Source organism: Pseudarthrobacter sp. HLT1-7 (assembly GCF_059383435.1).
Map to the genome: position 1 here is coordinate 15,137 of NZ_JBWZCH010000018.1, position 14,212 is coordinate 29,348.

The 14,212-nt window shown below is 68.9% G+C and carries 13 protein-coding genes; 3 read left to right on the top strand and 10 right to left on the bottom strand.

Annotated features, from left to right (window positions below; translation table 11 throughout):
* Nucleotides 1-9: 9 nt before the first annotated feature.
* The 6 genes from AC50X6_RS15410 to hemE all read right to left on the bottom strand — a co-directional run bounded on the left by AC50X6_RS15410 (nucleotide 10) and on the right by hemE (nucleotide 6,735).
* Entirely contained in the window at nucleotides 10-879 is an 870-nt protein-coding gene (locus tag AC50X6_RS15410) for a uroporphyrinogen-III synthase (protein ID WP_494967056.1), read from the bottom strand.
* 44 nt (nucleotides 880-923) lie between these two features.
* Nucleotides 924-1,922, bottom strand: coding sequence for a hydroxymethylbilane synthase (gene hemC / locus AC50X6_RS15415; RefSeq protein ID WP_494967057.1), 999 nt, complete (start codon nucleotides 1,920-1,922; stop codon nucleotides 924-926).
* Nucleotides 1,919-3,199, bottom strand: a complete 1,281-nt coding sequence (locus AC50X6_RS15420; RefSeq protein WP_494967058.1) for a ferrochelatase — start codon at nucleotides 3,197-3,199, stop codon at nucleotides 1,919-1,921. Before AC50X6_RS15420 ends, hemC begins: the two co-directional genes overlap by 4 nt.
* On the bottom strand, nucleotides 3,196-3,939 hold the full coding sequence (gene hemQ, locus AC50X6_RS15425; protein WP_494967059.1) for a hydrogen peroxide-dependent heme synthase: 744 nt from the start codon (nucleotides 3,937-3,939) through the stop codon (nucleotides 3,196-3,198). Before hemQ ends, AC50X6_RS15420 begins: the two co-directional genes overlap by 4 nt.
* A gap of 131 nt (nucleotides 3,940-4,070) precedes the next feature.
* Nucleotides 4,071-5,630 carry a protoporphyrinogen oxidase gene (gene hemG, locus AC50X6_RS15430; RefSeq protein ID WP_494967060.1) on the bottom strand — a complete coding sequence of 520 codons (1,560 nt, stop codon included), beginning with the start codon at nucleotides 5,628-5,630 and terminating at the stop codon, nucleotides 4,071-4,073.
* A gap of 4 nt (nucleotides 5,631-5,634) precedes the next feature.
* Nucleotides 5,635-6,735: a uroporphyrinogen decarboxylase gene (gene hemE / locus AC50X6_RS15435; RefSeq protein ID WP_494967061.1), complete on the bottom strand. Its 1,101-nt coding sequence runs from the start codon at nucleotides 6,733-6,735 to the stop codon at nucleotides 5,635-5,637.
* Nucleotides 6,736-6,905: 170 nt separating this feature from the next.
* Here hemE and AC50X6_RS15440 point away from each other — a divergent pair, with 170 nt between their 5' ends.
* Nucleotides 6,906-8,243, top strand: coding sequence for a glutamyl-tRNA reductase (locus tag AC50X6_RS15440; protein ID WP_494967062.1), 1,338 nt, complete (start codon nucleotides 6,906-6,908; stop codon nucleotides 8,241-8,243).
* Between the two features lie 228 nt (nucleotides 8,244-8,471).
* Here the strand turns inward: AC50X6_RS15440 and AC50X6_RS15445 are convergent, their stop codons facing one another.
* Complete coding sequence (locus tag AC50X6_RS15445) at nucleotides 8,472-10,187, bottom strand: HNH endonuclease signature motif containing protein (RefSeq protein WP_494967063.1); 1,716 nt, start codon at nucleotides 10,185-10,187, stop codon at nucleotides 8,472-8,474.
* Nucleotides 10,188-10,843: 656 nt separating this feature from the next.
* A complete protein-coding gene (locus tag AC50X6_RS15450) occupies nucleotides 10,844-11,530 on the bottom strand; it encodes a TetR/AcrR family transcriptional regulator (RefSeq protein ID WP_494967064.1) in 687 nt (228 codons plus the stop codon).
* Between the two features lie 79 nt (nucleotides 11,531-11,609).
* Between AC50X6_RS15450 and AC50X6_RS15455 the strand changes: the two genes are divergently transcribed.
* On the top strand, nucleotides 11,610-12,320 hold the full coding sequence (locus AC50X6_RS15455; protein ID WP_494967065.1) for a DUF4386 domain-containing protein: 711 nt from the start codon (nucleotides 11,610-11,612) through the stop codon (nucleotides 12,318-12,320).
* Nucleotides 12,321-12,491: 171 nt separating this feature from the next.
* Nucleotides 12,492-12,650, top strand: a complete 159-nt coding sequence (locus AC50X6_RS15460; RefSeq protein WP_494967066.1) for a hypothetical protein — start codon at nucleotides 12,492-12,494, stop codon at nucleotides 12,648-12,650.
* Between the two features lie 45 nt (nucleotides 12,651-12,695).
* Here the strand turns inward: AC50X6_RS15460 and AC50X6_RS15465 are convergent, their stop codons facing one another.
* Nucleotides 12,696-12,878 carry a hypothetical protein gene (locus AC50X6_RS15465; protein ID WP_494967067.1) on the bottom strand — a complete coding sequence of 61 codons (183 nt, stop codon included), beginning with the start codon at nucleotides 12,876-12,878 and terminating at the stop codon, nucleotides 12,696-12,698.
* Between the two features lie 2 nt (nucleotides 12,879-12,880).
* Nucleotides 12,881-13,585 carry a phosphotransferase gene (locus AC50X6_RS15470; protein WP_494967068.1) on the bottom strand — a complete coding sequence of 235 codons (705 nt, stop codon included), beginning with the start codon at nucleotides 13,583-13,585 and terminating at the stop codon, nucleotides 12,881-12,883.
* Nucleotides 13,586-14,212: the final 627 nt, after the last annotated feature.

A 14,212-nucleotide genomic window follows, 5' to 3' on the forward strand; every position in this document is an offset into this window, starting at 1 on the left:
CTGGGTGCTTTACGGCTGACGGGGCGGGGGCGGCTGGGGATCCAGGGACCGGACGACGGCGGCCACCAGGCCGGAGGCGGTGGGCTCCTCCGCGACAGAGGCAACGGTGAGCCCGAGGGACTCCGCCTCGGCCGCCGTCGAGCGTCCGATGGCGACGAAACGGCAGGTGCCGAGCGGCGCGAGGTCTGCGTGGATACGGCGCACGGCGCTGGGCGAGGCGGCGACGACGGCATGCAGCCGGCCCGCGCCGATTTCGGCTTTCGCCTCGGCGGCGGTGAGCACCAAGGCCGCGGCACCGTTCGGGACATCCTGCTGCTGCAGGGCCGGCCGGCAGGCGGGCAGGGCGCGGCGGGGATCGGCCGGGTAGTCCACGGTGTTGTAGGCGGTGACGGCCTGGACTGACGCGCCTCTCGCTTCGAGGCCCCGGCTGAGCCGCGGGTCGGCGATATCCGCCTGCGGCAGGAGCACGCTGCCCTGGTTGTCGGGCCAGATGTCGAGCAGGCCTGTTCCGGATTGCTGGGCCGTGGGTGCAAGGTCGACGCTGACACCCCGGGACTCCAGGACCCGGCGTGTCGCAGGGCCGATGGTGGCCACGAGGATGCTGCCGGGCAGCCAGGCGCTGAGTGAGGTGCCGCGCTCGGCGGCTTTCGCCTCAAGGGCCTGGACAGTGGTCACGCTGCTGATCACGAGCCAGCCGTAGGCCCCGGCACCCAGGGCGTCGAAGGCGACGTCGAGGGAATGCTGGTCGCCTGCCTGTTCGAAGTCGATCAGCGGCAGCAGCAACGGCTCGGCCCCCACCCCGCGCAGGGCCGAGACGAGCTCTCCCGCACGGTCCGGGCTGCGGGCCACCAGCACGCGGGCGCCGCTGGGAAACTTCATGCCGGGTTCACTGTGCCGTCCCATGGACTGATGGATTCCGCGGTTCAGGAAGCGGCCAGGTCCGCGATGTCGGCGGCTCCGCGCGCCAGCAGGATCTCGGCCAGCTCGATCCCCAGCAGGGTGGCGCCGACTTCAGTCAGCCCGTCGGTGGCCTTCGCGTCCCGGATGGAGGCGGTGCCGTCGACGGCGCAGACCACGGCCTCGAGGGACAGCGTGCTGCCCTTTCGGGACGCGTAGGCGCCTACCGGTGCGGCGCAGCCGGCCTCAAGGCGGGCCAGCAGCGCGCGCTCAGCCGTCACGGCCAGCCGGGTGTCAGGATCGTCGAGGGCGGCGAGGGCCTGCGCCAGCACGCCCTGCGATCCTTCGGTGGACCCTGCCTTGCGCGGCGCATCGGCGCTGCGGCATTCGATCGCAAGCGAACCCTGGCCGGCGGCCGGCAGCATAACATCGGACTCAAGGTATTCGCTCACCGCGTCAAGCCGGCCGAGCCGGTGGAGCCCGGCAGCGGCGAGCACAACGGCGTCGAGATCGGAGCTCTTGCCTGCCACGACGGCGTCGTTGGTGTTGCCCGGCAGCCCGGGGACACGGCCCAGGCGGGTTTCCACGTTGCCGCGGATGTCGCGGATGTCAAGGTCCGGGCGGACCGCGCGCAGCTGGGCTGCGCGTCGCGGGGAGCCGGTGCCGACGGTGGCCCCGGCGGGCAGGTCCGCGAGCTTGAGCCCGTCGCGCGCGCAGAGCACGTCCCGGACATCTGCGCGTTTGGGGGTGGCCGCGAGCGTCAGCCCCGGTGCCGCGCCGGTGGGCAGGTCCTTGAGCGAGTGCACTGCGACGTCGCATTTATCCTGCAGGAGGGCATCGCGCAGCGCGGCGACGAAGACGCCGGTACCGCCCATCTGGGACAGCGAGCCGGTGAGCACGTCGCCGTCGGTGCGGATGTGGACCAGCTCTACCGGGAACCCGCCGACGGCGGCCAGCTGGTCCGCGGTCTGGCGGGTCTGGGTGAGCGCCAGCTTGCTGGCGCGGGTGCCGATCCGGACCGTCACGGGGTTTCCGGACCCGAAGCCCGCGCGGGCGTGCCCGCCGCGGAGGGAGCCACCGCATACGGATCGTGGCCGGTCCCGACGGTGGTGTCGGCCCCTGCGATGGTGGGTTTTTCGCCGCGGAAGTTGGCACAGCAGCCCGGTCGACAGACGTCGTACCAGGGGCCCAGCGTGCTCAGGTGCGGGCGCCCGGCGATGTTGTTTGCGGCCGTCCGCTCACAGATCAGGTCCACGATGCCGGCGACGAACTTACGGTGCGTGCCGGGGGTGGGGACGCGGGTCGCGACGAGTCCCAGCCTGTCGCAGGTTTCCAGCGCCTCCGTATCGAGGTCCCAGACGACTTCCATATGGTCGCTGACGAAGCCCAGAGGCACGATCACGATGCCCTTGACACCCTGGCCGGCGAGTTCCTCGATCGCGTCGTTAATATCGGGTTCCAGCCACGGGGTGTTCGGGGCGCCGGAGCGGGACTGGTAGACGAGGGACCACGGAGCGGTGTGACCGGTCTCGGCCTCCACCCGGCGGATGACCTCGGTGCCGGAAGCCAGGTGCTGGGCGACGTAGGCGGAGTCTGCCTCGAAGTGGCGCGGCTCGCCCTCGGAACGCCCGGCGGCCTCGGCGTCGCGGGTGGGGATGGAGTGCGTGGCGAAAAGGATTTGCACGGGCGCGTCCGGGGTGCCGGCAGCGGCGAGCCGGGCGCGGACCTCGGCGAGGCCGGCGGCGGTGCCCTCGACGAAAGGCTCCACAAAACCGGGGTGGTCGAAGTACTGGCGTACCTTGTCGACCTCGAGCTTCCCGTCCAGGCCGGATTCGGTCAGCGCGATGCCGATGTCCTCACGGTACTGGCGGCAGCTTGAGTAGCAGGAGTAGGCGCTCGTGGTGACCATAAGAACCTTGCGGTGCCCGGCGTCGTGGATGTCCGCGAGGGTCTGCGGGATGAACGGGGCCCAGTTCCGGTTGCCCCAGAACACCGGCAGTCCGATGCCGCGGGCGGCGAGTTCGGCCTCGATCCCGGCCAACAAATCGCGGTTCAGCTGGTTGATCGGGCTGATTCCGCCGTTGGCGCGGTAGTGGTGCGAGACTGCTTCGAGCCGCTCGTCCGGGATGCCGCGGCCGCGGGTGACGTTGCGCAGGAACGGGATGACGTCATCCTGGCCTTCGGGTCCGCCGAAGGAGGCGAGGAGCACGGCGTCGTACTCCTTGGGTGCCATCCGGCCCGCTTGCGTAACCTCGTTCACGGCGGTGGCGGCGGTGGTTTCCTTGGACTCCAGCGGGCTCATGCAAGTACCTCGGCAATCTCTGCGGCGCTCACTCGGCGGCCGGTGTAGAACGGGATTTCTTCGCGGACGTGGTGGCGGGCTTCGGTGGCGCGCAGGTGGCGCATCAGGTCCACGAGGTCCACGAGCTCGGGGGCTTCGAGGCCCAGGATCCATTCCCAGTCACCGAGGGCGAAGGAGGAGACGGTGTTGGCGATGACCTGGGGGAAGTCGCGTCCCAGCAGTCCGTGGTCACGGAGCATCGCGCCGCGCTCGGCGTCGGGCAGCAGGTACCACTCGTAGGAGCGGACGAAGGGGTAGACGCAGAGCCACTCTGCCGGTTCCACGCCGCGGGAGAACGCCGGGGTGTGGTTCTTGGCGAACTCTGCCTCGCGGTGCACGCCCATGGCGGACCAGGCGATCTCGGTGCCGGCGAACAACTCGCTGCGGCGGATGTCGCGGACGGCCCGCTGTAGTGCTTCGGGCTGGGGTCCATGGAGCCAGATCATGATGTCGGCATCGGCGCGCATTGCCGAAACGTCGTAGCAGCCGCGGAGGACCACCCCCGCCTCGGCCAGCCGCGCTGCGAGGGCATCGAACTCCCCGGCAGCACCGCCGCTGCGCGGGACGTCGGCGGACCGATTGACGTCGGCGGAGCGCTTAAAAACAGTCCAGAGAGTGAAGAACTGGCCGGCTGATTCTTCGCTTACTGATTCGGTTGCTGATCCGGTTTTGGTGACAGATTCGGCAGAAGTGTGGCTCATGCTTACCAGTTTGCCCCCTCGGTGTAGCGAAGTCGAAACGGATCACTTCTACATCGCGTAGAAGTGACTAAGCTCACATTTTGCGGGGCGGCCGGACCGGACAACGCCACAGCAGGACCGGGAAATGGCGCTCAGCCCAGCAGCGTGCGGACCTGCCGCGGTGTGTCGGCCACGATCGCGGCGAGGCCGTTCCCGGCGAGCCAGCCGCCCACCACGGCCAGGGTGCCGTCCGCGGCGCAGATGCCCCGGACCTCGGCGACGCGGCGCTGGTGGCCCAGGGATGCGAAGGGCAGCGCGCCGGCCCAGCGGACCACGTCCCGGCCGACCACGTCAGCAGCCGTGACCGGGACGGAGAGCAGCGTGGAGGCGTCCCTGACGGCGGCGTCGAACAGTTCCTCGTCAGTGCGCGGCCCGCCCGCGCCCTGGACTCCGTGCCGGGCGTCGCCGCGCCCGTAGGAGAGGCGGACCACGTGTGTGCCAGGTCCGGTCCGCTCCGCCAGCCAGCCCCATTTTGCCGTGGAGTGCGTGAGTGCCTTGGCCTGGATGCCCGGACTCTGCGGCGCCACCAGCACGCCGGTGCCCCGCGGCGCGTCGTCGAGCTGTGGAAGATCCACGACGAGCGTGACCAGGCTCACGTCCGGGCCGGCACCGGGGCGGCGGCCGGCAAGCTCCGGCAGGGTAGCGGTGAGCAGTCCGACGGCGGCCGGCCCCTCCACGGCGATGACGAGCAGAACGGCGTCGTACGCGGTGTCCCCCGCGGCGACGCGCCAGCCCTCCGCGGTGCGTTCCACGGAGCCGGCCGGGGCGTTGCTGAGCAGGGTGACGCCGCGCCGGCGCAGATCGGCCAGGAGCGCGGAAACCAGCGTAAACATCCCGCCGCGCAGGCCGGCGACGGCGGAACCAGCCTTCTGCGGGCCAGGATCGGTCACGCCGGGCGTGGAGGGTGGGCCCGTGGCGGGCGTGACGGGTGCGCGCGTTGAGAGGTCCGACCCTCCCCGGCCCGGGGCTCCTGAGCGCAGGGCGGTGACGGCGGCGGCAAGCGAGCCGTGTTCCCTGATGCCGGCTCGCAGTCCGGGTGCCACCATGTCGACGTCGAGCACCTCGGGATCGGCCGAGTGGACGCCGCCCACCACAGGCGCGACGAGGCGTTCCAGGACCCGCCGACCCATCCGGGCGCGGACCAGCGCGGCGACGCTGGTGTCCTCGTTGCGGGTGCCAAGCGAGGCCGGGAGCAGGGCGTCGAGGGAGGCCCGGAGCGTGCCGAGCAGCCCCAGGGTCCGCCGGACCTCCGGGTCCCAGGAGTTCGCCGGGATGCCGAGCACGCCGGTGCGGGGAAGTTCACGCGGGCCTTCGGGTAACTGGACCCAGGCGCCGCGGGGGTTGGGGGCCACGATCTGGGCCGCGAGCCCCAGCTCGGCTGCGAGGTCGGCCACGGCGGAGGAACGGGTGGCGAACGATTCTGCGCCGCTGTCCAGGGTCAGCCCGGCGACGGTGTGGCTGCCGACGCAGCCGCCCCAGCCGCCGGAGGCTTCCAGGACTGTGGTACTGACGCCGGCCCGGGCCAGTTCGCGGGCGGCCAGCAGGCCGGAGATTCCGCCGCCCACCACGACGGCGGTCTTCGGCACGTTGTTCCCCGGGGCGGCGTCCGCCGGGGCGGCCGGGGTGGCCGGGACGCCCGCGCCTGGCTCCATTCCCCTACTCCGGGGAGATCGAGTGAATGAGTTCAACGACGCGCGTCAGTACCGTGGGGTCCGTTTCAGGGGGCACGCCGTGGCCGAGGTTCAGCACATGGCCCGGGGCCGCGGCGCCCGCGGCAATGACGTCGCGGACGTGGGCTTCCAGGACGTCCCACGGCGCGGACAGCAGGGCGGGGTCGATGTTGCCCTGCAGCGGCACTGTGCCGCCGAGGCGGCGGTTGGCTTCATCCAGCGGCAGGCGGTAGTCCACGCCCACGACGTCGACACCCACGTCGCGCATCGCCACGAGCAGTTCCGAGGTGCCGGTACCGAAGTGGATCAGCGGGGCGCCGAGGTGCCGGACGTGGTCCAGGGCCCGGGCCGATGCCGGGGCCACGAAGCGCTGGTAGTCGGCCAGGCCCAGCGAGCCGGCCCAGGAGTCGAAGAGCTGGGCGGCGGACGCGCCGGCTTCCAGCTGGGCGCGGAGAAACATGCCGGAGGCGTCTGCGGCCCAGTTGGCCAGGGCGGTCCAGGTCTCGGGGTCGGCGTGCATCATGGTGCGCGGGCCGAGGTGGTCGCGGGAGGGCTTGCCTTCCACCATGTACGCCGCGAGGGTGAACGGGGCGCCGGCAAAGCCGATCAGCGGGGTCTTGCCCAGCTGGGCGACGGTGAGCCGGACGGCCTCCCGGATCGGCTCGAGGGCCTCCCAGGTCAGCTGCGGGAGGGCCGCGACGTCCGCGGCCGTGCGGACCGGTTTGTCCAGCACGGGTCCCACGCCGGGAACGATGTCGACCCCCACGCCGGCCAGCTTGAGCGGAATGACAATGTCAGAGAAGAAGATGGCCGCGTCAACGTCGTGGCGGCGCACGGGCTGCAGGGTGATCTCTGAGGCGAGTTCGGGGCGCAAGCAGGAGTCGAGCATCGCGACGCCCTCACGGAGTTTGAGGTACTCCGGCAGTGAGCGGCCGGCCTGGCGCATGAACCAGACGGGACGCCGGGAGGGCCTGCCGCCGCGGTAGGCGGTGATCAGCGGTGAGTCCGCGGTGCGGCCGTCCATCAGCGGGTGCCCGGCATCGAGGCCAGAGGTGGTGTCAGGAGTTACCGCAGCACTAGGAGTCATGACTTTGATTGTGCCCAAAATCAGCCCCAAAAGATAACCACAACCTGTTACGGGCCCGGGGCATCCCCGTGCAGTGGCGGGGATCACAGGCAGGGGTGAGGCTACACACGGGCGATTGATGTCGGATCGGTTGTTCTACAGCCCGGCGAAAAAGCTATGATTGTCCTGCTGTGGTTCTTTTCTCATTGGTGGCGACCCACGCCGATATCGATCTCGAGACCGTTGCTCAACTGAGCACCGGCGCTTCCGAGCTCGCCACATCCGCCCTCGCCGGATCGCCGGCCATGGCGGGTGCCATCGTGCTTTCCACCTGCAACCGCTTCGAGATCTACGGGGAAGCCCCCCATCCGGACGACGTTCCCGCCGCCCGCGCGGCGCTCATCACCCAGATCAGCGGCTCCACGGGACTCCACGAACAGCTCGTCGCGCGCTCCTTCAGCACGCGCACCGGCCCGGAGGTCAGCCGGCACCTCTTCTCGGTCAGCTCCGGACTGGACTCCGCCGTCGTCGGCGAACGCGAGATTGCCGGGCAGGTGCGCCGGGCCCTGATCACTGCCCAGGCCGAAGGCACGGCCAGTTCCGGCCTGGTGCGGCTGTTCCAGGCGGCCTCCAAGGCGGCCAAGGACGTCGGAGCGCAGACCGCGCTCGGAGCCCGAGGGCTGTCCGTGGTCTCCGTGGCCCTGGACCTCGCCACCGAACTCTCCGAGAACCCCGACTGGTCGGTCAAGAAGGCCGTCGTCTTCGGCACCGGCGCCTACGCGGGCGCCACCATGTCGTTGCTGCGCGAACGCGGCTGCACCGACGTCTCTGTCTATTCCTCCTCCGGCCGCGCCGCCGGTTTTGTCGCGACCCGCGGCGGGACCGCCCTCGACGGCGACACCCTCCCCGGCGCCGTCGCCGCGGCCGACGTCATGATCGGCTGCAGCGGCTCGGACACGCGTGTCGAGGCAGCCGAGCTCGCGCGGGTCCGCGCGGCGTCACTCCAGCCGCTGATCGCCATCGACCTGGCCCTCACCCATGATTTCGATCCCGCCGTCGGCGGGCTCCGCGGCGTCGAGCTGCTGACGCTGGAATCTGTCCGGCTGGCGGCCCCGCAGGAGCAGGCCGAATCTCTGGCCCAGGCCAGCAGCATCGTCGCCGGCGCCGCGAGTTCCTTCGAACAGGAACGCGATGCCCGCTCCGTGGACTCGGCAATCGTCGCCCTGCGCCGGCACACCATGAACGTGCTGGATGCCGAAATGGAAAAGGTGCGCGCCCGACACGGCTGCACCGCCGCGGCCGAGGAAGTCGAGTTCGCCCTCCGCCGGATGGTCAAGCAACTGCTGCACGTCCCCACCGTCCGGGCCCGCGAGCTCGCCGCCAACGGGCAGCAGGAACATTATGTCGCCGCCCTCGAGGCGCTCTACGGCATCACTGTGGAGCAGCCCGCCGCAAACACCGCCGACGCCGGGTGCCCGGCCGGCCACCGGGAACGTCCCGCCGCCGGGGACACGCGGGAGACCGCTTAGGCGATGCTGCCCGCCTGGGCAGATAGTGCCTTCAGCGATCCGACGGCGTCCCGACGGAACTCGGCATCCACGTTTCGATCCGCGTCCCTGGGCATCTGCCAAGGCGCCAGTCCGCGACCTGGTCCACCATGCCAACCCGTCACGGATGAATAGTCAGACAGGCCCTGGCCCCGGGTGCCAGCGACGTGGTTGGATGACTGCGCTTAGCACTTGGTTGGATGTTCGCGCTTAAAGAAGGCAACTGCTCGTTTTGGCACATTGGGACAGGAATGAGTCCGGGTTTGGGTCATCGGAAGGCGCTGACCAGCCCTGGTGCCCGGCGTCTGCAGGCCAGGGATGCCCGGCCGTGAATTCGTGCCAGTCGGGGAAGGGATCCGGGGGCAAGTCCAGCTCGGGGTCCCGACCGGGGTCCGCGGGCAGTTCGAGGCTGGGGTCCCGGCCGGGGTCTTGGGGCGGATCCAGTTCGGCCTCCCAACCTGGATCCGCGGTCGGGCCTTCGTCCAAGCCTTCGCCAGTGGGCAGGACGTGAGGTGGCCACTCCGGTGGTTCCCAGTCCTGCTGTTCGCTGGGATAGTTCCGCCCTGACGGTGAGGTCCAGCCCGGCGGTTTGTCCTTGCTGGCCCCGGAGGGGGTCCAGGCCGAGCCGTGTTTCAGCCGGTGGTGCTTGCGGCATGCTTGTCCGAGGTTGGCGATGCCGGTGGTGCCTCCGTCGGCCCAGGCCAGGAGGTGGTCGGCGTCGTTGTCCAGGGACGGGTTGTTGCAGCCCGGGAAGGTGCATCGGCCGTCGCGGAGCCGGAGCCATTGACGCTGGGCTTTGGTGAGGCGGTAGCTGGTCCGGCCGATTTCCAGCGGGGCACCGTCGCGGGGGTCGGTCAGGACCCGGTGGAAGGACTCCGCGCCGTCGGCGATCAGAGCCCGGGCCATGGACGGCGGGATCGGCCCGTACCCGTCCAGCATCGCCGGTTCCTCCCCGGCACCCAGGAGCGAGAGGGCCGGGACGGTGATCAGGACCTGCGCCCGCGGGACCGGCACATCCCCGGATCCGCCGTTGCCCTCGGCGCCGGTACCGGCGCCCAGGAGTAAGGTGGCGGCGATGTCGGCGCGGAGCTGGGTCAGGGTCCGGGCCTCGTCCGGACCCTGGAGGGCGCGGGCGGCGGCGGTGGTCCGTTCCCAGATCCCCGCGGCCGTCACTGCCGGGAGGTAGGCGGAGAGCCAGGCCATCCCGTCCCTGTCCGGAGCGAACTCGAACCGCCGGTCCGCCGCGCTTTTGGCGTGGCGTTTCTCGATACTGACCGGGTGGTGGCGTTCGCGCCACTTACGTGCCTTGGCGCGGAACCGTCCCGGAACGAGTTCCCCGGCAGGGCACCCGCGGGCCGGGTTGAGCGCGCCGGGGTCCAGGAAGTGCGCCTCCAGCGCCACCGCCCCGGCCGGGTCCAGGCCGGTGGTTTCGTCCACCATGATCCGGGCGTGGGCCCAGGAGATCGTCCCGGTCTGCAAGGCTCCCAGGGTCAGCGGCAGCTGCGTTGTCAGGGCCTGGCTCTGACCCAGCAGGGCCCCGGCGGCGTGTTCGCTGACGGTCAGGACGCAGGCGAGCTCGGCGACCAGTGCCATCTCCTGGACGGTGTGGTCCCGCAGGGACGCCGTCGGGGACGCCATCGCCCGGGTCGCCTCCACGTACTCCGCGGTCAGCCGCACCTTCAACGCGGCCGAACAAGCTTCCAGAACGGCCACCCCTGAGAGCCTGCCCAGGCAGGCATCCGCCAGATCCCGCAACGGATCAGCCCAAAGCGGATCAGGCTCGGCGTCCCGGGAAGGATCAGCGCCCGGCACGTCAACACGGTCCACCCCGGAACCGGTGAAAGCAGCCAACGCAGCCACGGACGCGGCGACGGCCGCCAGGGCCTCCCTGCTCTCCGCACTCCAGACTGTGCTTTCCATACCCATAGATTATCGGGAGGCTACGACAGTTTTGATGGAACTAGCGATGACGGTGCGATTGTCGGTGACGGCCGCGCTCTACGCCACTGAGCTGTGGACTTCTGTGCCTAGTGACGGCGTTCTGTGATCGCTTGGTGTCGCTCAACGGGGCTTGAGTTGTCTTGCATCGCATGCGTTTCGAGACACGCAGGTTTCGAGATGCCAAATCGGATTAGGAGAAGGAGTCGGCTGCCCGCAAGGGGAACGGTGTGCGGCACCTAGACCTGCAGCAGCCACGGACCTACCTGCCTAATCGAGTAGATTAACGATTTGTCGTCGTACGGAGAGGAAATGCGCATGGCTCAGCGGCAGAGCGTACGGCCACTCCGCGGCAGAGTCGGATGTGTCGAAGGCTGGATCTCCCGCCGGTGAGTGTGGTGTGGGTCCGGTCCACCGCCTACTCGTTTCATGCTCCGCTGGCTAGTGTGCGACGTGGCCACCGCGGCGAAGGAGAGCTAAGTGACCACAGCGCCTTCCGTCAGCCCCCTGGGCTGGTGGCTGCGCAGGCCTCGACCGTCGGTTCGTCAGGTGCTGGCGACCGTCGGATCGGAAGATCGGCGAGGGCAGGACCCTCGAGCCTGTCCGTTGACATCAGAAGGGAGCTGATAGGACGCGCCCACCGCTCAGCCTTCAGCAGCCCTGGCCAACCCATCCAGCAACAGGGCCAGCGTGAACTCGAACTCGTTCTGGCTATCGCACCAGCCGAGGGGGTCCTCGTCGTTGTCGTGGACTTCGGAGGCGACCATCGCGGTGAGGTGGGGCAGGACGGCGGCCATGGCGGCGAACTCGGCTTCGGCGGCCTCCTCGTCCATGGTGCCGCCTTCGGAGTCGGGGCTGAACAGCTCCTGGGTGAAGCCGAGGACCATGGTGCCGAGGGCGTGGATGGCCCGGTGGCCGAGGTGATAGCTCAGGCCGCCGCGGATCATCGTCGCAAGGATCTCCTCGTAGTAGGGGTACAGGCCCGGAGGGATGCTCGAGCGTGAGCCGAGGAGGCCTGGCGCCCAGCGGTGGCGCACCATCACTTCGCGGGCGGCGAGGCAGCGGTGGCGCAGCGCCGTACGCCAGTCGTCGTCGGCCGTCACCCGAGCCGCGACCGCAGCGTTGATCGCGACGAGAACGGCCTCGGTGAGCCCGTCGAGGAGGCCCTCCTTGCCGGGCACGTGGTGGTAGAGGGACATCGCCTCGACGCCGACGTCGGCGGCGAGCCGGCGCATGGTCAACGCGGATAGGCCCTCGGCGTCGGCCAGTGCCATCGCGGCCGCAAGCACGCGCCCCCGGCTGAGCGGCGTACGCACCGCGCCTCTGGTCACAGCCCACCTCCTAGCCTCTTGTACCAACCTTACAACGTATGCAAGACTTACATGGTAAGACTCATGGAAGGAGACCCTGATGACCACGTCCGCCACCACCAGCTCTCGACCCGAGGCGACCACGCCCGAGCTGGTCCGCACCGCCCGCACGACCGGCCTGCTCTACCTCGGGCTGGTCATCACCGGGCTGCTCAGCTACATGCTGATCCGCAACCAGCTTTTCGTCGCCGACGACCCCGAGGCGACGTTGACCAACCTGACCCAACACGAGTCCCTGGCGCGTCTCGGCATCGTGATGGAGATGGGCGTCGTGATTACCCAGGCGCTGGTCGCGCTGTGGTTCTATCGCCTCTTCAAGAGCGTCAACGCCTTCGCCGCCGGTTCGATCGCCGCGTTCGGCCTGGTCAACGCCGTGGCCATCCTCGGCAGCGCGGCCATGCTCGCGACCGCGCTCGACGTCAGCCAGGACGCCTCGCTGACCGTGAGTGGCGGGGCGGCCGCCACCGCGCAGCTGCTGTACGTCGTGAGCGGCCACCTGTGGATCATCGGCGGGATCTTCTTCGGTCTCTGGCTGATCCCCATGGGCTGGCTCGCCCGGCGGTCCGGCTGGATGCCCAGCCTGCTGGGCTGGATCCTGTTGATCGGCGGCGTGGGGTACGTCGCCAGCGCGCTCCTCAGCTACGTGCTCCCCGACGCCGGCCTCGCAGTCGACCTGCTCACCACGCCCGCTATCGTCGGTGAGCTGTGGATGGTGGGCTACCTCTGTCTGCGGGGCGTACGCCGGCCCTGATGCGCGAAAGCCAGACCATCAGGTTGTGTTGGTAGGGGGTCGAGGCGGATGGTCAGGACGCCGTCGTGGGGTCGATGTCGCCGCTCTGGACGGACTCGCAGAATTTGATCTAGGCGCGTTCTGGCTCAGCTGGCCTTGGCCCCAGAGCTCTCGGGTCGAGATGGCATCTCTGTGAACATCAGTGTGCAGGATGCTTCGGCGGAGCGTCAGAGGTTTGCGGACCAAGGCCTGTCGGTCACCAAGCTACAGCGCTTTGAAGGGGTCGTTGAGTTCTTCGAGCTCACCGATCTGGACGGCAACAAGATCGGGTTCGTCACCGAGTTGAGCTAACAGCCCGACGCCCGCAAGCGGGACCCCCTACGGAATGGTCGTGCTCTAGCTGGATGGATCGGCTGCACCTCGCCCAGCCTGGACCTGGTCCAAAGCCATCAGCAGGCCGTCGGCGTCTGGGACGTCAAAAAAGGCGACATTCTGTCCCAGGCCAAAGCTAAAGAAGTCCAACCCCGTGTTCTGATACATGCCGAAAAGACCCATGGCGCCCTGATACCCCAAAGCCACACTCACATGCTGCCCGTCCTTAGACCTGCGGCCCCGACGATGGCTGCTTCGGGAAGGGACACGAGGCTGTCCCAGTCATAGACGGACCAAGGCCGGCCATCCTTCCACCGGATGTTCTGGGCTTCCCAGTCGCCGTGGCCGAGGACGTTTGGCAGCGTCGATTGGCGGAGCCTCGAGGCGGCACGGCGGGCATTTTCCTGGATGGTGTCCGGCACGAGTGTTTGATCCATCGCGTCAATGGGACCGTTCGGTGGCCACAGCCTGCCTCCGGGAGGATTCCAGTGCATCCAGGGCGGCGGTGGGTCCAGAGCTTCCGCGCGGAGCTGTCCGAGGAGTGCCATGAGCTCGGCCAGGAGGAGGGCGGAGCGTCGTGCTGAGTCGCCGTTGTGGCCTCGGAGCATTTCTCCGCCGGGGCGCCATTCTTCGGCCGAAACGACTGCGGCGGCATCCAGTGTCTCGGCGTCCGTCAGCGGCGCAGCGCATGGAAATCCGTTCTGCGCTGCCAGGAGCTGCGCGTCGAGGCACCGTTTGATCCGTTCAAGTGACTCTGGGCGGACCTTGATTACCGCGGAAGTGTCTTCCATGAAGTACCGATAGACATTCGACATCTGGCCTCCGGCAGCAGGAATCAGGGGGACAAGTTCCCCAGGGCCGAGTCGGCTCACACACCAGCCGGCGAGCAGCTTGGACCGCACGTCATTACCCATCACCCCAGCCTAGGCTCCGGGCCAGGTACCGGCTGACAGCCTTCTGAACAGCCGACATTCGCTGCACGTCTTTCATTCAGCCAAGCCGTCAGCCGAACCCTTACCGAAGTACTTCACGACGAACCAAAGAGCTTGGTACTCATTGGGAGAAGTATCCTTCGGGATCCGGGCTCCAGTTCCGTGGCCTCTTCCAACGCTGCCCCGATGCCTTCACGCGTAACCGCAAAAACGCACTCAATGCCCTGCTCGGGCCATCGGAAAGTCATGGATAAGGCGGATCCGGTGATCTCTTGGTCGAACCAAAAGGCAATGGTCCAGAACGAGTGGTGACCTTCGTGCGTTACGACCTCGGCAGGGGATGCCACGGACTCGTTTTGGTCCAAAGTCAGCTGCGGTCCAACGCCCGGCTTGTTCCATAAGTAGGAACCCGACTGTTGGCTGAGTTCCCGGTGAACGTCCAGGGACAACGGCCCGCGAAATCTCACACTGATCTGGGCCATCAGACCAAAGGGGTACACCTCGGCGTAATTGAGGGTGCATGCAGCGCCGCTCGGACGAATGACTCCCTGACCCCCAATCAAGCCTGGGAACCAGTGCTGTGGTCGTCTCGGCATTCGCCCTCCAACG

Excerpts from the sequence above, each read along its gene's own strand:
- hemE (WP_494967061.1), bottom strand. The coding sequence starts at position 6,735 with ATGACTCCTAGTGCTGCGGTAACTCCTGACACCACCTCTGGCCTCGAT.
- AC50X6_RS15420 (WP_494967058.1), bottom strand. The coding sequence starts at position 3,199 with ATGAGCCCGCTGGAGTCCAAGGAAACCACCGCCGCCACCGCCGTGAAC.
- hemQ (WP_494967059.1), bottom strand. The coding sequence starts at position 3,939 with ATGAGCCACACTTCTGCCGAATCTGTCACCAAAACCGGATCAGCAACC.
- AC50X6_RS15445 (WP_494967063.1), bottom strand. The coding sequence starts at position 10,187 with ATGGGTATGGAAAGCACAGTCTGGAGTGCGGAGAGCAGGGAGGCCCTG.
- AC50X6_RS15470 (WP_494967068.1), bottom strand. The coding sequence starts at position 13,585 with ATGGGTAATGACGTGCGGTCCAAGCTGCTCGCCGGCTGGTGTGTGAGC.
- AC50X6_RS15410 (WP_494967056.1), bottom strand. The coding sequence starts at position 879 with ATGAAGTTTCCCAGCGGCGCCCGCGTGCTGGTGGCCCGCAGCCCGGAC.
- hemG (WP_494967060.1), bottom strand. The coding sequence starts at position 5,630 with ATGGAGCCAGGCGCGGGCGTCCCGGCCACCCCGGCCGCCCCGGCGGAC.
- AC50X6_RS15455 (WP_494967065.1), top strand. The coding sequence starts at position 11,610 with ATGACCACGTCCGCCACCACCAGCTCTCGACCCGAGGCGACCACGCCC.